Consider the following 22,702-nt stretch of genomic DNA (forward strand, 5'->3'; position numbering starts at 1 on the left):
TTAGGAATGTTCTCAAGTGTTTTATTTGGATGTATTGAAGTTATTTCTCATAGGATACATGATAAAGAAGAATTATGGGTATAAGAGAAGAGAAGGAGATTACACATTTTGCATGTCATGAGTAGAAAGGATGTGCCGCGGTGTATAAGAAACAAGAAAGACGGCTGATGTGGCTGGCGTTTGTGATTGCAGGCATTATGACATTATCCATTCTAGGTCGGATTTTGGGAAGTTGAAGGGGGAAGCTATATGGGAAATGAAGAATCCGTCTTTTTTTCACGCGTATTAACAGAAACGACCTTATCTTTTCATATTATTTACGCAACCATCGGCGTTGGGATTCCATTGATGATTATGATTGCGCAATGGGTTGGTATTAAGAAAAATGATGAGCATTATATTTTACTGGCCCGGCGCTGGGCACGTGGTTTTGTTATTACCGTTGCCGTCGGTGTTGTCACTGGAACCGCGATTGGTTTGCAATTATCCTTGTTATGGCCGAATTTCATGGAGCTTGCGGGAAATGTGATTGCACTGCCGCTGTTCATGGAAACATTCGCATTCTTTTTTGAAGCTATTTTTCTGGGCATTTATTTATATACATGGGATCGATTTGAGAATCAGAAAAAGCATTTACTATTATTGATTCCTGTAGCCATCGGGGCTTCGTTCTCTGCGGTGTTTATTACGATTGTTAATGCGTTTATGAATGCGCCGCAAGGGTTTGATATTGTAGATGGGGAGCTTATTAATATTAATCCGTTGCTTGCCATGTTTAACCCTGCGATGCCAACGAAAGTGGCACATGTTGTTGTGACATCTTATATGACTGCGGCATTTGTGCTTGCGTCGATTGCGGCATTCCGTTTGTTGAAAGGTTCGAATCATGAGTACCATAAAAAAGCTCTTTATTTGACGATGAAAGTCGGTTTGATATTTTCCGTTGCAGCGGCGGTTATCGGCGATTTTTCGGGGAAGTATTTAGCTGAATATCAACCGGAGAAATTAGCAGCGGCTGAGTGGCATTTTGAAACGGAAGGAAAAGCACCGCTAATTCTTTATGGTGTGTTAGATGATGGAGAAGTGAAGTACGCGCTTAAAATCCCATTTGCGTTGTCGATACTGGCACATAATAATCCGACGGCAGAAGTCATTGGACTCGACCAATTTGCAGAAGAAGATACACCGCCCTTGTACATCCATTATTTATTTGACATTATGGTGACCATTGGTATTTGGATGACGGTGTTGTCTGGTGTATTTTGGCTAGGCACAAAACGTCGTTGGAAAATGGTGACGACGAAATGGTTCCGCTGGTTAATTGTCTTTGGTGGTCCGCTTTCCATCCTGGCGATTGAAGCAGGTTGGTGGATGGCAGAAGTCGGTAGACAGCCATGGATTCTACGTGGCCTCATGCGCACGCAGGAGGCGGCTACAACGAGTGGTCAGGTTGATACGATGTTAGTGTTGTTCTCACTGTTATATCTCGTACTAGGCGTCGGTAGTGTTGTCGTATTGCGACGGATGTTCCGAAAAAATCCTGTTGAACGTGAAATTGAAGAGCGTCACACGGAGAAAGGTGGCGATATGTTATGACACTCGAAATACTTGGGATTTCGGTTTTATGGACCTTTCTGTTGGGTTATATCTTGGTAGGAGCAATTGACTTCGGAGCAGGATTTTTTAATGCGTACAGTTTGCTGACAGGACGTAAGCGTATTTTAACGAATATTATCCAGCGTTATTTATCGCCCGTTTGGGAAGTGACGAATGTTTTCCTAGTGTTTTTCTTTGTTGGGATTATTGGCTTCTTCCCTAAAACGGCGTTCTATTACGGGACGACATTGCTCGTGCCTGTTAGTATTGGCGTAATTTTGCTGGCGATTCGTGGTTCGTATTATGCCTTTGAAACGTATGGGGCACGCGGCCACAAAGGCTACTCGTTTATGTATGGAGTTGCCGGGATTTTAATTCCTGCTTCGCTGTCCATTGTATTGACGATTTCAGAAGGTGGCTTTATTGAAATGGTGGATGGCAATCCTGTGCTTGATTATTGGATGCTGTTTACGAGCCCGTTGACATGGGCGATTGTTGTGTTGAGTATTGTGGCGACGCTTTATATATCGGCAGTGTTTTTAACATGGTACGCCAATAAAGCTGGTGACGTAGAAGCGACGAAGCTACTGCGTAAATATGCGCTCATTTGGGCATTGCCTACAATGATTACGGCAGGCGGCATCATCGTCGAATTGCGCAATCACAATCCAGAGCATTATAGCAACATCCAAAACTTCTGGCCGTTGTTCTTAGTATCATTTCTGATGTTTGTCGGAACAGTTTGGTTGCTGTGGACACGTAGTAAGTACGGGCTTGCATTTATATTACTGGTGGGGCAGTTTGCCTTTGCTTTCTTTGGCTATGGTGCATCCCATTATCCATATTTGTTGTATCCCTATTTGACGATTTACGATAGCTTCACGAACCCAGCGATGGCGATATCATTGATTGTTGTGTTCATCATGGGACTTGGGCTACTCATTCCATCATTGTATTTGCTCATGCGCTTGTTTTTGTTTGATAAAGATTATGTCCGCGGAAAAGGCGACTACCACGCATAAGGAGGAATAGTTGATGACCCATTTTCTAATGTTTTATGCACCATTCATTGTTCTTATCGGCGGGCTTATCGTGGCATTTGTCGTTGCTCCGATGGATGGGGCAGTTAGGAAGCAGATAGAGAGAGAAAAGTGATTGGTGGGACAGCAGGCGTCGTTGGGGCGTCTGTTTTTTGTGTGGACGTTGTTTAGTTTTAGCATAACATTGTTAAGTTCGGTGCGAGTGTTGCCTAGTAGGGGGGAACGTTGTGAGCATTATGGAAAACGTTGTTTAGTTGTTCGAACGTTGTTTAGTTCGATGAAAACGTTGCGAACATTGCGGCATACGTTGTTAACCAACTCGTCGCGTAGAATTTCCTTGCTTTCTTCAAATAAGTTCATTACTATAAATAGAAATAATGAAAAGCGTTGAAGAGGAAAAGTAAAATGAGGGTGTCATATAGAGAGCTTCTGTCGGTGGAAATGAAGCAGACGAATCGTTTGAACATGATCTCTGAGCTGCGTACTGAACGTGTTTACACTAGTAGGCTACGACAAGATTTGACACTTGTTACAAATGTCAAAGTATAAAGGCAGTTACACGCCTTGTACTTTTGGAGGCAAACAATGTGAGTTGTTTGCATAACTAAGGTGGTACCACGAGTTTCAAACCTCGTCCTTATCGATTTATTCGATGAGGGCGAGGTTTTTTTTATCTGGATTCAGTAGAATCCAGATAAAGACTCCGGACGCAATTACGCCGGGGCGTGATTGATTCATTTATTCAAAAAGGGAGATGTTAGTTATCATGAGTATTTTTATTGGCGGAGCATGGCCATATGCTAACGGTTCGTTGCACTTAGGGCATATCGCAGCACTATTACCAGGTGATATTTTAGCGCGTTATTATCGACTAAAGGGTGACAAGGTGTTGTATGTTTCGGGAAGCGATTGTAATGGAACACCGATTTCAATTCGTGCCGACCAAGAAGGTGTAACCGTAACAGAAGTGGCAGATCGATTCCATAATGAGTTTACCGACTGCTTTACTAAATTAGGCTTCACCTATGATTTATACACAAGAACAGATAGTCCACACCATCATCAAACTGTACAAAAGATATTTTTAACGTTGCTTGAAAATGGCTATTTATATAAAAAAGAAATCGAGCAAATGTATTGTCAGCATGATCAAAAGTTTCTTCCAGACCGCTATGTGGAAGGAGAATGTCCAAACTGTGGAGCAAAATCACGGGGAGATCAGTGCGATAATTGTTCTTCGATTTTAGATCCCCTAGATTTGATCAAACCCGTATGTAAACTTTGTGGCAATACGCCGGTGAAGAGAACAACGGAGCATTTTTATTTTGAATTAAGCCAATTTCAAAAAGAACTCGAGGCTGTTGTGGAGACTGCTATTATCAATAAAACTTGGCGAGATAATGCCGTTCAATTATCCAAACGCTATTTGAAAGAGGGGCTACAAGATCGTGCTGTCTCTAGAGATATCGCAAATGGCGTCAGTATTCCTGTCAAAGGTTTCGAAGATAAAAAAGTGTACGTTTGGATTGAAGCGGTTTCTGGCTATTACTCCGCAAGCATCGAATGGGCGGCTCAAACAGGGAACGATATCAACGAGTTTTGGGATGAAAACACGACGTCCTACTACGTCCATGGCAAGGATAATATCCCGTTTCACTCCATCATTTGGCCGGCGATTCTGTTAGGTATTAAAAATCCAGCATTGCCTACACATATTATTTCCAATGAATATTTGACGCTCGAAAAAAAGAAGTTATCTACCAGCAATAACTGGGCGGTATGGGTTCCCTATATTTTAGAACATTATCATGCCGATTCCATTCGTTATTTCTTAACAACGAATGCGCCTGAAAATCGTGACACCGATTTTTCATGGAGAGAATTTATTTCTAGTCATAATGCCGAACTTCTTGGCGCTTATGGTAATTTTATTAACCGGACATTGAAATTCTTAGAGAAATCACATGGAGGACAAATTACACAGGGAGAAATAAACGAAGCCATCGAAGAGAATATTAACCAGTTATATGATCGTGTTGGTCAATTAATCGAGGAAGGGCATTTTAAGCAGGCGTTGGATGAAATCTTTGAATTGATTCGCGGTGCCAATAAATATTTTGATCACGAGCAACCGTGGAAACAACTCACGGAGGATAGAGTGGCTTGTGACAATACATTGCTGTCATGCGTTCACATCATAGCAAATACCGCTCAGTTGCTATCGCCATTTCTGCCTACTTCGAGCGATGAAGTGAAGGCTATGTTGAACCTACCGGATTTCGATTGGCAAGTCATTAAGAGAACGTCTTATCAGTTTGCAAAGATCAAGCCGTTGTTCGAGCGTATTGATACGGCAAAAATTGAAGAAGAGTTGGCTATATTAAAGGCGCAAAGCAATGCGCTTTAGAAATAGTTATGCCTGTTTCTATCCCGCATTAACGGGCAGTAAGATCCCCTTTAGGACTTTAAGGAGACTCAATCAACTGCCTGTAAAAGCCCGGTTGGTTCAACTAACAATCCGAGGGCTAGAGCTTTCCTCGGATTGAAGTTTCACTTTATGGTAAACTAGAGACATCTGAAATGTGGAGGAAAAATAATGTCTTTTAGTGTAAATAGAAACGAAAAATTGAATGTCTTTGTAGAGGATTTGACGCATGACGGCTCGGGCGTTGCGAAAGTAGACGGTTATCCGCTGTTCATCCCTGGGGCGCTGCCTGGTGAAGAGGTTTATGTTCAAGTGGGTAAAACGTTGAAGAACTATGGCTTCGCGCGATTGTTAAAGGTGACGAAAGCATCACCCGATCGCGTTGAGCCACCTTGTCATGTATTCTCAGAATGCGGCGGCTGTCAAATGCAGCATTTGTCTTATGAGGGGCAACTTGTACAAAAACGGAAAACGGTGCGTGACGTAATGGACCGCGTTGCGAAGCTACCACATGTGCCCGTTCACCCTGTCAAAGGAATGGACGATCCATGGCGCTACCGCAATAAATCACAAATCCCTTTCAGTGAACGCGATGGCAAAGTCGTTTCTGGATTTTACAAATCACGCACACATCACATCGTTGACACAGATATTTGCCTCATTCAAAGTCACGAGGCAGATGATCTGATGGCTATGTTGAAATATGAACTGCATATGATGGGCATTGACGCCTATGATGAAAAGACTCATCTCGGTATGCTTCGACATTTAATCGTCCGAAAAGGGCGCGCAACCGGTGAAGTGATGGTCGTTTTAGTGACGCGTAAAAAGAAATTTACGCAAAAGGATGCAGCCATTGAATTGATCAAACGTGTCATTCCGGGCGTGACGTCCATTATGCAAAACGTTAACGATCAAAAAACAAACGTCATTTTCGGTGATGAAACGATTTTATTGCACGGCAAATCAGTGATTGTCGATTCCATCGGCAACATCGATTTTGAAATATCAGCTCATTCTTTCTACCAAGTGAATCCAAAACAAACGGAAGTATTATATGGACAAGCACTCGACTATGCGCAATTGACAGGAAATGAGTCTGTCATTGATGCCTATTGTGGCATCGGCACAATCTCCTTGTTTATCGCCCAACAAGCGAAAGAAGTGTACGGCGTTGAAATCGTTCCACAGGCGATTGAAGATGCCAAGCGCAATGCGGAATTGAATGGCATCGACAATGCTTATTTCGAAGCGGGTGCAGCGGAAGTTGTCATTCCCAAATGGTACGCTGACGGTAAGCGATTTGACGTATTAGTCGTTGATCCACCACGTAAAGGCTGTGACGAAGAGCTGTTGAATACAATTTTAGAGTACAAGCCGAAGCGTGTGGTTTATGTTTCGTGTAATCCAGGGACACTTGCACGGGATTTGCGTATTCTTGAAGATGGTGGCTATCGCACGCAGGAAGTGCAACCTGTGGATATGTTCCCGCATTCGAGCCATGTGGAATGTGTAGCTTGGTTAGAGATTTAATTTGTAGATAAGAAAAACGGGAAAAGGTGAATCTTTTCCCGTTTTTTAAATCACAAAAACTCAGCCAGCTGCTGTTGACGTTTATCAAGCATAATTTGTTCTGGCTTGATACCTTGTACACGCAGTAATTCAATGTTCTGCTTCAGGAATTCATCACTGCCAACGATATAGAAGTGTCCATCTTGATCTGCAGCTAGATTTTGCACTTCATCATAGTAGTCTTTCCGATTATCGACGAACTGTGAACTGAACTTCTTATCAGGTGCGGATTCAAAAACACTAGTGAATAGGAAGTCTTTTGACGAATCGATGTTCAAGGAATGAATTTGATTGACGCCTTCCGCACGTTCGAAATAATCCAGTACAAGTGGTCTGAAAGTAGCCAGGCCAACACCTGATGACAGTAGATAAACATTTTTGTCTTCTCTTTTAAGTGGTATATTCGAATGCGTTTTAAATATCGCAACTTCATTGCCAACTTCAAGATTTCGTAAGGTCGCTTTAAACTCAGAGCAATGTTCTCTGATACGTGTTGTAATACCAATTGCATTCTCATGGGGTAAAGTGGATATGGACATGTGACGAATTAAGCCGCGGTTCGGTTTGTCACCAACATTAAAACCTTTCAGTGCAAAATGAGTATGGGAACCTTCCTCCCATGAAAAGTCTTCCGGACGATCGAGTAAATATGTTTTCACTTCAGGCGTTTCTTCGATAATTTTATTTATTTTAGTCCAGTATATCTGCATTAGACTCTCCCCCTAGATAATTATATTTTCTGTTACTATATTAATAGTATAACAATTGATAATGATTATCAATTAAACGGTTTATGCAATTTATCATTTAAATGGCTATAATGGATAGAAAGAGTAGGAAATGTATCTCAAAGAGTACTCACAAATATAACCAAACTATGCGGAGGTGTGTTTCGATGTCAAACAGTGTTGATGACTAGCTTCAGCGGGGAATTCACGGTGCTAAAGAGACGAAGCCAGCGGAACGTCGGAAATTTCTTGGCACAATTCGTGAACGTGTTGTTATCGCGCTTACGCAAGTGCAAGTGAGAGAACGAGGTATTTATAAACAAGTTGAGGAAGCCATAAAAGGAAATAGAGAGGCCCGTCTATACTTGAACGGGCATATGTACTATGGAGAGCTATCAAAATATGTGAAGATTGCTTCCAAATATAATGTGCCTTTTACAATCGTCACAAATAAAAATTATACGTCCCAAATTGGTCTTGTCCTCGCATATGACTATGCAATTGATAAAGAAGAGATTTATGTTAAAAAGGATACTTTAATCGAAAAACCCCAAAAGGGCAGTAAGAAAGGCCTCACTAGCCTATTTACAAAAGCTTTCAAGAAGAATTAAGTGGTATTGTATGGTACATAATTAATAAAGGTGAAACAATAGGGAGGAAACGTATTTGACGAAGGAAAACAAGGAATTATCACTAGAACAACGTGAAGAATTACTTAGCACATTGAAAGCTCGTTTTGAGAAAAACATGGATCGCCATACAGAACTTGAATGGGCTAAAGTCCAAGCTAAGCTGGAAGCTAATGTTGAAAAACTGTGGTCGCTGAATGAGATGGAAATAACCGGTGGTGAGCCGGATGTTGTTGGATATGATCAAAAGTCGGACGAATATACTTTTTACGACTGTTCAGTAGAAAGTCCTAAAGGCCGTAGAAGTGTCTGTTTCGACTTTGAAGCACTAGAATCGAGGAAAAAACATAAACCAGAAAATAACGCTATGGGTATGGCTGCCGACATGGGTATTGAGCTTTTAACAGAACAACAATATCGTGAGTTGCAGGAACTTGGGAATTTCGACTTGAAAACGTCAAGCTGGGTGCAAACGCCTGCAAACATTAGAAAGCTAGGCGGAGCGATTTTTTGTGATTGTCGCTATGATACTGTTTTTGTCTATCATAATGGGGCAGATTCTTACTATGCTGCTAGGGGGTTCCGGGGTTTGTTGAGGGTTTAAATTTAAAATATGAGTGACAGCTACCTTTTAAGAGAAGCCAACAGAGAGAAGATATGCCAGCGAAAGTGGTGTATCTTTTTTTCGTGCATATTTAAAAAATCTGTTGTATTAAAATGCACTAAAGGTTATAATTATAAAAAATCAGTCGCAATTAATAGGAGTGAAGATGGATGGAGAAGAAAAACATAATCATTATTGGTGCTGCTGGACGAGATTTTCACAACTTTAATACGGTTTATCGTGATAATGAAGCATATAATGTTGTCGCTTTTACGGCAACTCAAATTCCTGATATTGATGGACGTAAATATCCGAGTGAATTAGCTGGTGAATTATATCCAGAAGGTATTCCGATTTATTCACAGGACGAGTTAGCGAAACTAATTGAAGAGTTGCAAGTAGATGAATGTGTGTTTGCTTATAGTGATATTGGTTATGAAGATGTGATGGGGATTGGTGCGATTGTCAATGCGGCGGGTGCTAATTTCACGCTACTTGGACCAAAAGGCACGCAGTTAAAGAGCAATAAGCCGGTTATTTCGGTTTGTGCTGTGCGAACTGGAACTGGGAAAAGTCAAACGTCACGCAAAATTATCGAAACGTTATTGGAGCATGGTTTAAAAGTTGTTGCGGTGAGACATCCGATGCCTTATGGCGATTTAAATGCGCAGCGCGTTCAGCGTTTTGCGACAGTGGAGGACTTGAAGAAGCATAATTGTACGATTGAAGAAATGGAAGAGTATGAGCCACATGTGGATCGCGGAAATATTATCTATGCGGGTGTGGATTATGCAGAAATTTTAGCGGCAGCAGAAAATGATCCAGATGGCTGTGACGTGATTTTATGGGATGGAGGAAATAATGATTTCTCTTTCTTCAAGCCTGATTTAGCGGTTACTGTTTTGGATCCACATCGTCCAGGTCATGAGTTGAAATACTATCCTGGTGAAGTTAGTTTACGTACAGCTGATGTTGCGATCATTAATAAAGTTGATAGTGCAACAGCAGAAGCCATTCAAATCGTAGAAAATAATATTAAATTTGCAAGTCCTACTAGCACGATTATTAAAGCTGAGTCGAAGATTACGGTAGATAATCCGGAAATTATTGTTGGTAAACGTGTATTAGTCGTAGAAGATGGTCCAACGTTGACACATGGTGAAATGAAAATTGGTGCGGGTACAGTTGCGGCTGAACGTTTAGGGGCGAAGGAATTGGTTGACCCACGTTCATTTGCAGTCGGTTCATTAATCGGAACGTTTAATAAATATCAACATATTCAAAACGTCCTTCCGGCGATGGGATATGGCGAGCAGCAATTGAAGGATCTTGAAGAAACAATCAATAATACGGACTGTGATGCGGTGATTATTGGAACTCCGATGGATTTATCTCGTATCATTACGATCAATAAACCATATACACGTGTGCATTATGACTTAGATGAAGTGGCTGGCCCTAATCTAAGTGAAACGTTAAAAGGTTTCATCCAAGAACATAAGCTTGTTGAAGTAAATAGCTGATAGGAAACAAAAAACGAAGGTGCGAGGATTCTTTAATGAATCTCGGCACCTTCGTTTTCTTGTTTGATTTGTTCTATTCGTTTTTTTCCCCATTCATACATCATCTCTACGATAGGTAATAATGTCATACCGAGCTCAGTCATTGAATATTCGACTTTGGGGGGAACTTCTGGAATCACTTCTCTATGAACGATTCCATCTTCTATCAGGTCACGTAATTGGTTTGTTAATACTTTATGAGATACTTTTGGGAAAAGTCTTTGAAGTTCGCTGAATCGATGTGTCCCTTCTACACCTAAATGCCATAAAATAACGACTTTCCATTTCCCACTAATAATCGATAAGGTCAGTTCTTTTTCACAATGATAATCCTGATTCAATATTCTCTCTTTGACTTCATTTCTTAATGCATCTGACATGTGCATAACTCCTTATCTTATGGTAGTAACCATTCGGTAACCTCCGCACAAAAAAGTGCGTTCTTCACAATGTAGAAAACTGGTTGTAGAATGAAGTTAGTCTTAAAGACGAATCCTTCTGAGTAAAACCGTGTAATTCATTATACCATCAGAAAGTTTTTATCAAGCACACCTTACTCAAGTGTTAATTTTTAGTGTAATATACTTTATTTCGTCAATAATAAATCTATCTCATCTAAAGGAGCAAAAAACATGCAAACAATTACAGGAAAAGTGGCATTAATTACAGGAGCAGGACGTGGAATTGGGCGTGCAACAGCAATAGCTTTTGCGCAGGAAGGTATTCACGTAGGTCTTATTGGGCGTACGCTTGAAAATTTACAACAAGTTGCAGAGGAACTTAAACAGTATGATGTGAAGGTAGCAATCGCTACGGCGAATGTAGCGGATTTAGACTCTATCACAGTAGCGGTTGAATCAATTCGTGGCGAACTAGGTGCAATCGATATTTTAGTAAATAATGCCGGCATTGCAAAATTTGGTGGCTTCATGGACTTAACGCCTGAAGAATGGACAAATATTATCGATGTCAACGTAAAAGGTGTGTACTACACAACACGTGCGGTATTACCAGAAATGATAGAACGCAACACAGGCGACATCATTAATATCTCATCAACAGCTGGTCAAAAAGGTGCACCAATTACAAGTGCATACTCGGCTTCAAAAGCGGCAGTTATCGGACTAAGTGAGTCATTAATGCTTGAAGTGCGTAAGAAAAATATTCGCGTTACTACGTTAACGCCAAGTACGGTTGCGACAGAAATGGCTGTTGATCTAAACTTAACAGACGGCAATCCGGAAAAAGTAATGCAGGCAGAAGATCTAGCAGAATTAATGGTTGCACAGCTGAAGCTTCATCCACGTGTTGTATTAAAACATGCAGGACTTTGGTCGACGAACCCTTAATAGAACTATTTAAAATATCAAGACGCTATCCGATGTATTTGTTTCGTATCATTTCTCATAATAAACCATATACACATGTGCATTATGATTTAGATGAAGTCGGTAGCCCAAATCTAAGTGAAACTTTAAAAGAGTTCATCCAAGAATATAAGCTCGTAAAGTAAATATTTGATAGGAAAGCGCGGGGATTCTTTAGTGAATCTCTGCGTTTTTTATTGAGGAGAAGAGATACCATGTTACGGTAGGGATAGGGTATGATTATCTTAGGGTACATAGTGAGAAGAATTCAATCGAGGTGTCTATCTATATATGAAAAAAATGCGTTATGAAAATACAGATAAAAGTGCGGGACTTGCTACATTTAAAGATTTACGGCAGTGGCGCAAAGAACGCAAAAGCAAACAGAAGGATTTGTCGTACCAAGTGCCGGTGGTAGAAAAAACGGAAGAAACGTTTTTACAACGTAACCGCACAGTTCCGACAATTACATGGGTTGGACATTCCACTTTTTTAATTCAACTCAATGGACTAAACATCCTAACAGATCCAGTTTGGGCAAAGCGTCTTGGTATGGATAAACGACTAACCCCTCCTGGACTTTCAATAAAGGACCTACCGCCAATCGATGTTGTCCTTATCTCACATAGCCATTATGATCATCTAAGCTATTCTTCTATTAAAAGGCTGAAAGGTCATCCAATCTTTTATGTACCCATTGGACTCGGTCAGTGGTTTAAAAGAAAAGGGTTTAGTAAAACTGTGGAATTTAATTGGTGGGATGAGCATCAAATGGGTGGATTAACAATTGCCTTTGTTCCAGCCCAACATTGGTCAAAAAGAACGCTAACAGATACCAACCACTCCCATTGGGGCGGATGGGTTATCCAGGACGCAAACCGAACCACCTATTTCGCAGGAGATAGTGGCTATTTCAAAGGTTTTCGTGATATAGGGGACAAGTACGCTATTGATTATTGCTTAATGCCGATTGGGGCATATGAGCCGGAGTGGTTCATGGCTACCCAGCATGTGAGTCCTGAGGACGCTATCAAAGCTTTCATCGATACGCGTTCAAAAGTAATGATTCCGATGCATTACGGTGCTTACCGCTTAGCCGATGATACGCCGAAAGAAGCGCTTGATAGACTACTGGCTGAGTGGGATAAAAGAAAACTGGCTAGCGAGAAATTAGCCATTATGAAAATTGGAGAAACCATTAAAATGGGGACTTTTTCTATTTGAAGGGAGCAAGAACGAACTGAAAGTTAAAATTGAAAATGAAATAATAAAATGTAATGTTCAGTATGGCAATCGAAAGAAGCTATCCATTCATATAGATCCATTTGGTTTTATAACGGTTAAAGCGCCAAAAGGCACAAGTGAAGAAGTAATTGTCGGTGTAATAGAAAGTAAAGGGAAATGGATACTCGAGAAAATCCATGCAAGTGGGGTAGCCCAAGAAGCCCCGAAGGCAAGGGAGTATCACGCCGAAGGAAAATTCTTATATCTTGGAACTGAACGTTTTCTTCATGAATTAATCGAGATAAATGTATTAGATGAAGAGACGCTTAAAAGAAATCTCAAGCGATTTTATATCAACAGTTGTAAGAAAGTTATAGCTGAACGGATAAAAATCTATCAAAAACAACTGAAAGTATCCCCTAAAACGATTGAAATCATCGAGTCTAAGGCTAAATGGGGGAGTTGTAGTTCGGATAGAAATCTAGCCTTTAATTATCGGCTGGCAATGGCCCCGTTAGATGTTATCGATTATGTAGTCATCCATGAATTATGTCATATCCATCATATGAATCATGATCGCTCATTTTGGAGACGCGTCGGTAGCATTATGCCAGAGTATAAAGAGAAGGAAGAGTATTTGGCGAGGTATGGTCATTTAATGTCGCTTTAACAAAGTTTTATCCCCCAGAGCCATAAAACTTTGTTAAAGTGAATAAGGATATATTACTGATAAATAAAGAACTGGAATGGTGAATAAGCATTGAAAACATTTAAAAAAGTATATGTTGAAATCATAAGCGTATGTAACCTAGCTTGTAGTTTCTGTCCTCCGACGATTCGAGAAGCAAAGATTATCAAGTTAGATGCATTTAATGATATTTTAGACCAGCTTAGTCCGCACACGAAGTATATTTATCTTCATGTGAAAGGCGAGCCTCTTATGCACCCAAGAATCGATCAATTACTAGATGCTGCTCACGCCAAGGGATTTAAGGTGAATATTACGACAAATGGGACGCTTATTAAAAAAAATGCTGAGAAATTACTCGGTAAACCAGCTTTGCGTCAAATCAACTTTTCGCTCCATAGTTTTGACGGGCATGAAGGCTCTGAAAATCGAGAAAAGTACTTGGGCGATATTCTTGAATTTGTGCGTGAGGCTAAAGAATATAATACGATTATTTCGTATCGCTTATGGAATCTTCAACAAGAACATAAAAATGATTTAGCGAAAAGAAGAAACCGTGAAACGCTAGAGATTTTGGAGAATGAGTATAGCTTAGACTTCAGGATTGAAGAAAAAGTACAACCAGGTAAAGGCGTGAAAATTACGAAGAACGTCTATCTCAATCAAGACCATGAATTCAAATGGCCTAGCTTACTGGCGCCTGAGGATGATGGCAAAGGTTTTTGTCACGCGCTTCGTAGTCAAGCCGCTATTCTCGTAGATGGAACAGTTGTCCCTTGCTGTCTTGATGGAGAAGGCGTCATTAATTTAGGAAATGTCAAAGAAAAATCCTTTTCTGAAATTGTTGACGGAGAACGAGCAAATAATATTGTGGATGGTTTTTCGAGAAGAGAAGCTGTTGAAGAACTGTGTAGGAAATGTGGGTATAGGCAGAAATTTGGCGTTTAAGGAAGTATTGTACTCGTGCAAATAGAGAACAAACCACTACAATTCAGTAGTGGTTCGTTTTGTTTTAAAGGTCGAAGAATTATCATAATTCGATCCTTCTGTAACCATGATATAGCCGTTCAAAGGGCAATCTATATTTGGTATGGCGATAATGCTAATGAACAAACGGCTCTCCGCTTTTACCTTTATTTATTGCGAGACAAGACAAATGAGATTTATCTCATAAACTCCACTGAAATTTGTGAGAGATATGGCGCTTCGGTAGAAGGACAACCTATTTTTCATACAGGTCAAATAGATCAAGAAATTTTAAGAGCATTTTCTGGAAATAATAAAGAGAACAAACCGTTATCGGATAACAAGCAGATTCAATTTCAGCAAGAATGGGAAAAACTTACCGAAACGAAAGATGTCTTACGTGTATGGAAAGACAATGAAATTCAAGCTGTGCCAGAAGATCATTATGATTCACTTATCCTTGAAACACTGGAAAAGCTACATGATCAGCAAGGAATGAAAGATTTTATCAAGACGGGAAGCGTACTTGGAGAAATCGTAGATAGAATAGATGTGGACATAGATTTGTTCTATTTAGAATATCGAATTCGGCATTTTGTATATAGTGGAGTGCTTGAGTTAAAAGGAATCCCAAAATCGATGATACATTATAGTGTAAAGCTCCGGTGAGCGATCAGAATTAATAAGGACAAAATCTAAAGTGAAAAAGTATCTAGTTCTAAAACGACTTTGAGTTGTTCTAGAACCAGATACTTTTTTATTCAATAGTCGGCCTCACCCATACCTTAGAAAAATCAATATAACCAAAATGTTTTATATTAATGTTCATTAAATCGGCTGAGAATGGGATTTGACGTTTGGCATAATATAACGGAATCATTAGGGAGTCATCAAGCAGTGCTCTCTCTACCTTCAGATTTAGAGTTGTCCAATCTTTGAAGGGGGTATGCGCATAGTCAGCTAGATAACGGCTTAGGGTTGGTTCGTTTTTCAAAATAGCTGCCAATGGTGAGTACCCATTTTTGAGAAGCTGGAAAAATGAGAAGTTTTGATTCATCTCGAATATTTCACCGTGAATAAAAAGGTCGATAGATTGGTTTTCTAAGTCATCATAAAGATTGTCTGCGAAAGAAACCTGTCTTAATTCAATAGGGATTCCCTCTTTTTCTAGAATTTCTTTTAGCCACATCGTTGTTTTTTGTGTATAATTCACTATTTTTAAAACAAGTGGTGTGGAAAATTCCGGACGCTTCACTTCTTGGAATGTGTAAGTTTGACTTTGTCCAATTAGAAAACCTTGGTGGTTCGGTAATGCACGGGCGTCATCTTGACTAATACTATGGCGATGCTTTGCGATGACATAATGGATATAATCACGAATTTCCTTGCGTTGAATTGCTGAATTTCGAAATGAATTCATGATGACGACGCCGAAGCCGGAATCACTTTCCACTTGGAACGTCGGTTGGTCCTTTATCTGTGTTGTTGATCGATATATGATTTCAAAGTCTTCAGGTACTTGCACAAATTCTACGTGATCTACTAAAGGCCTTTCGCCAAAGTAGTCTTTAAAAGCGGCTAAACTTGTTTTCGAATCATGGTCATCTTGGACATAAAAGCAACCTGTTCCAAGCAGTGAATCGTTACTTTCTTTATAAATACTAGCATTCATTGTTCCGAGCATATGTAAACAATAGCTACAGCCATCGGGGAAATGAATATCAATGACCAATGGAGCAGGGGTATTGATGTGCTGTATAGGTGCCCACAAATCTTGAAACTGTGGATGATTGCTTAGCTTGTTTAAGCAGATGACTATATCCTCTGCTGTCAATATCGATCCATCATGGAATCGTATATCTTTTTTTACATACAATCGAAGTTTAGATGAAGTCACATCCCAACTATGGGCAAGTTCTGGTAGCACAGTGCCCTGTTCATCGACGGCAACAAGTCGGTTAAAGATATTCGCAACCATACTCGCGCTACTTACATCAGCAGCCTCTAAGGGATGCATCGTCAAAAAGGGGTATCTTTTCGGAATAACAAGCTTGTCATTGGTAGTTTGAAGATATCCAAATTTCGAACGGAATGTATTTAGTAAACGTTGTTTACTATCTGGCGACCAATCCAATTCTAAATATTTGCTACTGAATTCAACGGGTTCTTCAATAATAATCTTCGTAACCTGTTCCTCGAAAATGGCTTCTACATTTTTGAGCCATAGCAGTGCTGAAGAATTTCCTCTGCCAAGTCCTGAAGTAAACGTTAGCCATCCCTCTGCAGACCATTTCTGTATATATCGTGTTGTTTGTTTAGCGCTTAAATGGAGCACTTCTGCTAGCTCTTTTTGTTTGATGTTTCCGGATGGAACCGATCTCCATAAAGTTAATAAGTATGTATCCATCATTCGCCCCTTTTGAAAAGTGGACATATATATTTATTTTGTCCATTTTTTCTTTTGTACGTCTAGTTTAATATACAAAAGACAGAGGGGGGTTACAACATGACTTGGAAAGACTATCCACAAAATCTTAAAGTTCGTTTAGTAACGTCATTTTTTAATCGTGCTGTTTCATCGGCAGTTATGCCGTTTATGGCCCTGTTTTTTGCACAGGAAATAAGCAAGGTCTGGGCGGGGAGCTTTTTACTTTTTACAGTTATCGTCAGTTTTTTTGTGAATTTGATTGGTGGCTATATTTCCGATCGTTTTCCACGCAAAAGAGTATTGGTTGTTACTTCATTTTTTAGTGCTTGTATGTTTTTGGTCATGACAATTAGCTTATATCCGAAAGATAATGTGATTTGGCTGTTTGCCATTGCTTATGTCCTTTATATTGTGACAAGCAGTCTTGGCCGACCTGCTATGAACGCTCTAATTATGGATTCGACGACACCAGATAATCGAAAAGCCATTTATGCGCTCGATTATTGGCTTGTGAATTTATCATTGGCGATAGGAGCTGCCCTTGGTGGTTTGTTGTATTTACATCACCAAATTGAGTTGTTCGCATTCCTAACATTTACATCGATAAGCTTACCGATTGCTTATAAAATCTGGCTCATTGATGAACAGACAATTCGGTTTGAGAAGCAGCATCAGAATGTGTTGTTGGATGTAATTCAAAATTACAAAATTGCAGCTAAAGATAGTCCATTTGTCAAAGTCGTACTTGGCTCCATGTGCATTTTTGCAGCGGAGTTTTCTTTAAACAGTTATATTGGTGTTCGTCTAGCAGAAACGTTTGAATCCATATATATCGGTGGATTTGAGGTGGCAGGTGTACGCATGTTAAGTATTCTTAATATCGAAAACATGCTGCTTGTTGTCTGCTTTACATTTATGATCAATAAGTTTACGGATCGTTTCAGTAAGCAAAAAGTATTGCTGATTGGTCTTATTATATATAGTATCGGCTATGTTACGGTTATGTCAGCAAACGTTTGGTATATATTATTGTTGTTTAATTTAGTTGCAACGCTTGGTGAACTGATCTATTCGCCTGTACGTAATGCAGAGCAAGCGAATATGATTCCGGCAGATAAAAGAGGTTCCTATTCGGCTTTTGCGAACATTTCATTTAGTGGGGCAGACCTTATCGCTCGTTCGACGATTATCATAGGGGCATATCTAATTCCCACGATGATGTCTGTTTATATTGGAGTTATTTTAATGGTTGGTACTTTCCTTTTGTATACGGGCTTATTTTGGAGGAAATCTGTTAAAGTGTAAAAAATATAATAGCATCAAAAACAAGCCATCTTTCAACACAAGAAAGATGGCTTGAAGTTTGCGATGTTTGGTGCCAGTCACTCAGTCAACTTTGTTGTTTGTTCCAATTAACATGAAAGTTTGAGTGACTGGCATCTTACAACTATTTCTCATCAAATCCTCATTTGCCTCTCATGTCGCTTTAATTTCTGAACGGTATTCTATACATACAGAACGACATGAAAACATTACATCAATAATATGGAGGCAATGATTATGTTAAATACATTTCACATTAAAAAAGCGTTATTTCAAAATCAAATTCATGAACGGTTATCATTTTCGGTAAACTATAAAGGAAATGACTATCAAGGGCTTTATCATGAAGGGGTTATTAACTGGTTTAATCCACAACCCTTCAATAAAATCGGTGCTAAGCAACTAAAACAAATCGAGTCCAACATCACGGATAAAATGCATAAACATCTTACTTTATCTTTCTAAGTACTAGTAGAAGTGAAAAGCAATCTATCGAAATGACCGAAGGATAACAATTTGTTTTCTTTCGGTCATTTTGATTTATAACCTCAAAAAAGTCCGATATCATTGCACATAATGGTTGTCGAAAATACAGAAACAGAATTTATTAAGGAGCTTGGATGGGGTTTGTAACTTAGGATTGAAATGTGTTGTATAGTCTATGTTTAGCTTTCCGGTGATAAAGATGTTATTTTTGATTAAAAATAAAAGAAAAAACCTGAGATGATGTGTAGATGATTAACATGGATTTGAATTGTTTTGCATACATATATCAGAGACTATTGAGTAGGGGTATTGAATCATATGGATGAAGAGTTACTAAAAAATTCCTATGCATGTTATCGGTTGGCTGAGCAGAAGGCTGCTCATTATTTTACATCACTTTCTGAGCAGCTTGCGAAAAAGACCTACGTCGCATCTTTGATAAAAGATATCCAGTCCTGGAAACAGAACCATGTTCATCCTAACTCATTCGTATCCTTTTTTTCGCGTGGAAAGGGAAAATTTGATTCCAAAGGGTATCACGGTTATATCCAATGGCTGGATTACACAGGTAAACTAGATAATTACCTGGATCGGAGTATTTCCTATATTTATATGAGAGATCTGGGTAAGGCATTGGACTCACCTGACACACAAATCAGTGTTCGCCGTGCAGTTGGTAGTCTAAAAAATCACCTGACACATTCTTACGGAGAACAAACAGAGCTGTTTAGTATGGCTTGGTTGTACCGGCAGGCCCAAAAGGAGGGCGTTGAGTCCACCGTTATTTGGGTGATGGACAAATTAAAGATAGTATCCTCCAATATACCGAAGGGGATGGATGCCGCAGAAGCCAAGCGAAAACTTATTAAAATTATGGCTGGAGTCATCATGCATGTGGTTGAAGAAATGGATGCTGATACTACTCCAGAAGAACGTTCCCGGAAACTGGATGAAGCGATTAGGCTAGGCTATTGCTATGGTCTGACCTATCCATTCATTGACGATCTGCTAGATGCCAACGTTTTATCAGAAAAAGAGAAAAAACGATATTCCGATTTAATACGTACTACACTTATCACAGGATCTGTTCCGGAATTGGGTGAGTGGACTGGGAAAAACTCGAATCTAATGGTATATATTCATTCGGAACTGCGAGATGCCTTTGAGTATATTAAGATCCATCAGCAACCAAAGACAAGAAAAAGTTTTTTCGAGCAATCCTATGTATTTTTTAATTCCCAAGAAGTAGATCGCGTAAAGAATCTATCCAATGCGAATTACACGAATGAAGAGCTTTATATCCCTGTCATTTTAAAATCTTCTTATTCTCGATTGATTACTCGTTCAGTCATCAGTGCGCCAGAGGATGAGGGCTTCGACAACCGGACATTTTTATATGGTATTTACAATCAGTTAGCGGATGATTTTGCTGATATGTTTGATGACATGAAGGAAGAAAGAGTAACGCCCTATACCTATTATTTGAACTATCATGATAAGCGCTTGGATCTTATAAATCCCTTTGAATTGTACTGGACGGTCATCTTCAATTTGATCCATAACGTATATCACTCTGACAGCAAGACTTGTGAGGTAATTCTCGATCGTGCAATCAACGGGCTGAAACGATTTAAAAAACGAATGGGAACTAAACAATATGATGAAGTTATGGGGCTGTTTGCCTCTGGAAATCCGAAACTCATGAATGTCGTTCAAAAAATGGTGCGAAAAGCAGATGATGTAGATTTTTTTGATAAACTGCTGCGGGATCATATGGTTACTACTTTAAAAAATGAGCGGCAAGAGCAAGGAGACTTTTTAGATACGATTGAAACCGTACGCAAGCAGATAAACAGCTTGTTAACTATTCCTACAGTAGGGAATGTTTCTTTGATGAAAGAGCCAATCATTGATGCTGCTAATTATAGTCTGGCAAGCGATGGCAAGCGTTTGAGACCAATCATGACTTGGGTCATGGGCGTTAATGAATACGGATTAAATAAGTCGGCAATCGTGCCGCTTCTGAAATCATTGGAATATATGCATACAGCATCCCTAATCTTCGATGATCTACCATCCCAGGATAATGCGACCACTCGTAGGGGGCGTCCAACGTTACACCAGGTGTATAACACGGCCATAGCAGAATTAACTGGACTTTACCTGACCCAGAAAGCAATTGAAGAACAAGCATCTCTTGACCAGTACGATCCGAAAACCGTGCTAAACTTGATTCAATATTCGTCCCGAATAACAGGGGAAATGTGTAGGGGACAGGCGATGGATTTAGATTCCAAAGGGAAACAATTGACACTGGAACAATTGAATATGATGTGCTTTTATAAAACCGGGATTGCTTTCGAAGCTTCCCTCATAATGCCCGCAATTCTCGCCGATGCAAAGACGTTGGAAATGGATGCTTTGAAACTATTCGCCTTTCATGCAGGCATCGCGTTTCAGATTAAGGATGATCTGCTGGATGTTGAAGGTGATTCGGCTCTACTCGGAAAATCGATTGGAAAAGATGCTGAAAACAACAGTACGACATTTGTCTCCATTCTAGGCATTGCGGAAGCCAAAAAAGCGATGTGGGAACACTATTGTTGTGCAATGGAAGCATTGCAGGAAGTACCACGTAAGACCACTTTTTTGAAGCATATATTGAATTATATTGTGAACCGGGATCATTGAATTATAGTTGAAGCCACGGTCCCTACAAAAAAATAGATGACCTTATTAGAATAGAACGGCATAAGTAATAACCTATGGGGGAATTCCCTTGCCCTAGTCGGGAGCCAGGCATTGCTACCATTCGCAGAAGGACGCGAATGGCGTCAGTGACCTGGCTCCAGTACCATTGAATTTGTTTTTTTTTTGCGATCGTGAGTGGTATAGCTGAATCCTAGTGCTGCTCAAAATTACTGTTCAGGTGGGAAAACGCTTAATCCGAAAGGCTCGACAATGTTTGTGAACGTATGTCCGGGCTCCGTTGTTGGGTAAAAGCCAATGCATTTGGCGGTGTTTTCTCCTATATTTCGTATTTCGTGAAGTACCATAGCGGGGATGACGAGCACTGTTCCCATCCACTGTTGCTTCTACTTCTCCGTCAAAAATGCATCTTTGGCGGCCCTCTCTAGTTCAGAAACCCTCTATTCCCTCGTCCCCAAAAGCATAAGCACTTCGTGTATCTGCGTTTTTGAAGCGCGGCGGGTGAACGACCACCATACGATTACCGAAAAAAATGCATAGGGATGCGGCGCAGTAGCATCCCTATGCATAAAATATCACGGTTATTGTATAGAAGTCGTTCAATCCAAAGCGATCCAGAAGCAACTGTACACGTAGCGCCTAGTAGTTAATTAAGTTATTTTTGGTTTAATCAACACGCGTGCAATTATCGCTAACTAAACCATTAATATAACAAAAACACTGAGATAATAATGAGTGTTTTTGTGACATGGCCTATGCGATTAATAATAATCCCCTTAAAAGAAATGATGAACACCTGTTGGCTATCAAGAAACTGTCACATCATCTTCTTTTCTTTTTACCGAAATCATACGTAGCCGTTTTGCTTCTATCTACAACTTTTTCAAACTCTACGAACGCATGATAAACGTTTTCCTTTACCATCAGCACACTAATCACTTTTCCGGTACGCCCTTTAATTTTCACAATATCATCGACGGAAGGGACAGTTCTACACGCTCGAGTTAGTACGGAGGTTTTGTCTTCATAATAATGAATAGCATACATATTCTAGTCTCCTTTTTTTATATGAAAGTCGGAATCCATTTATTTTATGATGTTATGGGAGATTTAGAACCTAAGTAAAATCACTTAGTGCCACATCGAGTTACGTAATATAAGGTGGAAGGAACAAAAGAACCTTACTTCCATTAGCGCAAATCAATGGAATAATATTATATCGAGTGTAATAACTTTGCCACTTGTCACCATTCTATTGCGGGTAGAGTAAGATTTTTTTATTGTTAAGGAGGAGTAATTTTTTTAATTGGAAATGACAGCGTTTTCTCGCTGGAAATATAAATGGTTGGAGGAGG

20 protein-coding genes and 1 other annotated feature are annotated in these 22,702 nt (G+C 39.8%); of the genes, 16 read left to right on the forward strand and 4 right to left on the reverse strand.

The features are described 5' to 3' along the window. The first annotated feature begins 249 nt into the window (after nt 1-249). From R2B72_RS10170 to rlmD, 5 genes are all read left to right on the forward strand, one after another. Nucleotides 250-1,596, forward strand: coding sequence for a cytochrome ubiquinol oxidase subunit I (locus R2B72_RS10170; RefSeq protein ID WP_318616401.1), 1,347 nt, complete (start codon nt 250-252; stop codon nt 1,594-1,596). Continuing rightward, complete coding sequence (locus R2B72_RS10175; protein WP_318616403.1) at nt 1,593-2,618, forward strand: cytochrome d ubiquinol oxidase subunit II; 1,026 nt, start codon at nt 1,593-1,595, stop codon at nt 2,616-2,618. The genes R2B72_RS10170 and R2B72_RS10175 overlap by 4 nt, the downstream gene beginning before the upstream one ends. 13 nt (nt 2,619-2,631) lie before the next feature. Beyond that, a complete protein-coding gene (gene cydS / locus R2B72_RS18645; protein ID WP_412177823.1) occupies nt 2,632-2,751 on the forward strand; it encodes a cytochrome bd oxidase small subunit CydS in 120 nt (39 codons plus the stop codon). A 263-nt stretch (nt 2,752-3,014) separates the two neighbouring features. After that, nucleotides 3,015-3,278: a binding site (T-box leader), on the forward strand. A gap of 124 nt (nt 3,279-3,402) precedes the next feature. Further along, nucleotides 3,403-5,043: a methionine--tRNA ligase gene (gene metG, locus R2B72_RS10180; protein WP_318616404.1), complete on the forward strand. Its 1,641-nt coding sequence runs from the start codon at nt 3,403-3,405 to the stop codon at nt 5,041-5,043. Nucleotides 5,044-5,232: 189 nt separating this feature from the next. Further along, nucleotides 5,233-6,594 (forward strand): 23S rRNA (uracil(1939)-C(5))-methyltransferase RlmD, encoded by a 1,362-nt coding sequence (gene rlmD, locus R2B72_RS10185; RefSeq protein ID WP_318616405.1) that lies wholly within the window; start codon nt 5,233-5,235, stop codon nt 6,592-6,594. 50 nt (nt 6,595-6,644) lie between these two features. On the opposite strand, the gene R2B72_RS10190 is transcribed toward rlmD, so the two are convergent. Then, on the reverse strand, nt 6,645-7,343 hold the full coding sequence (locus R2B72_RS10190) for a dihydropteridine reductase (protein WP_318616406.1): 699 nt from the start codon (nt 7,341-7,343) through the stop codon (nt 6,645-6,647). 221 nt (nt 7,344-7,564) lie between these two features. Between R2B72_RS10190 and R2B72_RS10195 the strand changes: the two genes are divergently transcribed. The 3 genes from R2B72_RS10195 to R2B72_RS10205 all read left to right on the forward strand — a co-directional run bounded on the left by R2B72_RS10195 (nt 7,565) and on the right by R2B72_RS10205 (nt 10,117). Continuing rightward, nucleotides 7,565-7,972, forward strand: a complete 408-nt coding sequence (locus R2B72_RS10195; RefSeq protein WP_318616514.1) for a YueI family protein — start codon at nt 7,565-7,567, stop codon at nt 7,970-7,972. A gap of 55 nt (nt 7,973-8,027) precedes the next feature. Continuing rightward, nucleotides 8,028-8,594, forward strand: coding sequence for a DUF4256 domain-containing protein (locus R2B72_RS10200; protein WP_318616407.1), 567 nt, complete (start codon nt 8,028-8,030; stop codon nt 8,592-8,594). A gap of 170 nt (nt 8,595-8,764) precedes the next feature. Beyond that, nucleotides 8,765-10,117 (forward strand): cyclic 2,3-diphosphoglycerate synthase, encoded by a 1,353-nt coding sequence (locus R2B72_RS10205; RefSeq protein WP_318616408.1) that lies wholly within the window; start codon nt 8,765-8,767, stop codon nt 10,115-10,117. 32 nt (nt 10,118-10,149) lie between these two features. Here R2B72_RS10205 and R2B72_RS10210 read toward each other — a convergent pair whose 3' ends face one another. Further along, the gene (locus R2B72_RS10210) at nt 10,150-10,536 is read right to left on the reverse strand and encodes a helix-turn-helix domain-containing protein (protein ID WP_318616409.1); all 387 of its coding nucleotides are present in this window, start codon (nt 10,534-10,536) and stop codon (nt 10,150-10,152) included. Nucleotides 10,537-10,788: 252 nt separating this feature from the next. On the opposite strand from R2B72_RS10210, the gene R2B72_RS10215 reads away from it, so the two are divergent. The 5 genes from R2B72_RS10215 (at nt 10,789) to R2B72_RS10235 (ending at nt 15,070) form a co-directional block, all read left to right on the forward strand. Then, nucleotides 10,789-11,505, forward strand: a complete 717-nt coding sequence (locus R2B72_RS10215; protein WP_318616410.1) for a 3-ketoacyl-ACP reductase — start codon at nt 10,789-10,791, stop codon at nt 11,503-11,505. A gap of 309 nt (nt 11,506-11,814) precedes the next feature. Further along, nucleotides 11,815-12,747, forward strand: coding sequence for an MBL fold metallo-hydrolase (locus R2B72_RS10220; protein ID WP_318616411.1), 933 nt, complete (start codon nt 11,815-11,817; stop codon nt 12,745-12,747). Nucleotides 12,748-12,763: 16 nt separating this feature from the next. Continuing rightward, a complete protein-coding gene (locus R2B72_RS10225) occupies nt 12,764-13,417 on the forward strand; it encodes a SprT family zinc-dependent metalloprotease (RefSeq protein ID WP_318616515.1) in 654 nt (217 codons plus the stop codon). A gap of 90 nt (nt 13,418-13,507) precedes the next feature. Then, entirely contained in the window at nt 13,508-14,383 is an 876-nt protein-coding gene (locus R2B72_RS10230; RefSeq protein WP_318616412.1) for a radical SAM/SPASM domain-containing protein, read from the forward strand. 15 nt (nt 14,384-14,398) lie between these two features. Beyond that, nucleotides 14,399-15,070, forward strand: a complete 672-nt coding sequence (locus R2B72_RS10235; protein ID WP_318616413.1) for a DUF3658 domain-containing protein — start codon at nt 14,399-14,401, stop codon at nt 15,068-15,070. Nucleotides 15,071-15,158: 88 nt separating this feature from the next. Here the strand turns inward: R2B72_RS10235 and R2B72_RS10240 are convergent, their stop codons facing one another. Further along, nucleotides 15,159-16,808 carry an ABC transporter substrate-binding protein gene (locus tag R2B72_RS10240; RefSeq protein WP_318616415.1) on the reverse strand — a complete coding sequence of 550 codons (1,650 nt, stop codon included), beginning with the start codon at nt 16,806-16,808 and terminating at the stop codon, nt 15,159-15,161. 99 nt (nt 16,809-16,907) lie between these two features. Here R2B72_RS10240 and R2B72_RS10245 point away from each other — a divergent pair, with 99 nt between their 5' ends. From R2B72_RS10245 to R2B72_RS10255, 3 genes are all read left to right on the forward strand, one after another. Then, nucleotides 16,908-18,134, forward strand: a complete 1,227-nt coding sequence (locus tag R2B72_RS10245) for an MFS transporter (protein ID WP_318616416.1) — start codon at nt 16,908-16,910, stop codon at nt 18,132-18,134. A gap of 255 nt (nt 18,135-18,389) precedes the next feature. Beyond that, the gene (locus tag R2B72_RS10250) at nt 18,390-18,617 is read left to right on the forward strand and encodes a DUF5342 family protein (protein ID WP_318616417.1); all 228 of its coding nucleotides are present in this window, start codon (nt 18,390-18,392) and stop codon (nt 18,615-18,617) included. 339 nt (nt 18,618-18,956) lie between these two features. After that, nucleotides 18,957-21,329, forward strand: a complete 2,373-nt coding sequence (locus tag R2B72_RS10255; protein WP_318616418.1) for a polyprenyl synthetase family protein — start codon at nt 18,957-18,959, stop codon at nt 21,327-21,329. 840 nt (nt 21,330-22,169) lie between these two features. Here R2B72_RS10255 and R2B72_RS10260 read toward each other — a convergent pair. Next, a complete protein-coding gene (locus R2B72_RS10260) occupies nt 22,170-22,394 on the reverse strand; it encodes a hypothetical protein (RefSeq protein ID WP_318616419.1) in 225 nt (74 codons plus the stop codon). Nucleotides 22,395-22,702: the final 308 nt, after the last annotated feature.

Source organism: Sporosarcina sp. YIM B06819, from assembly GCF_033485175.1.
GTDB lineage: Bacteria > Bacillota > Bacilli > Bacillales_A > Planococcaceae > Sporosarcina.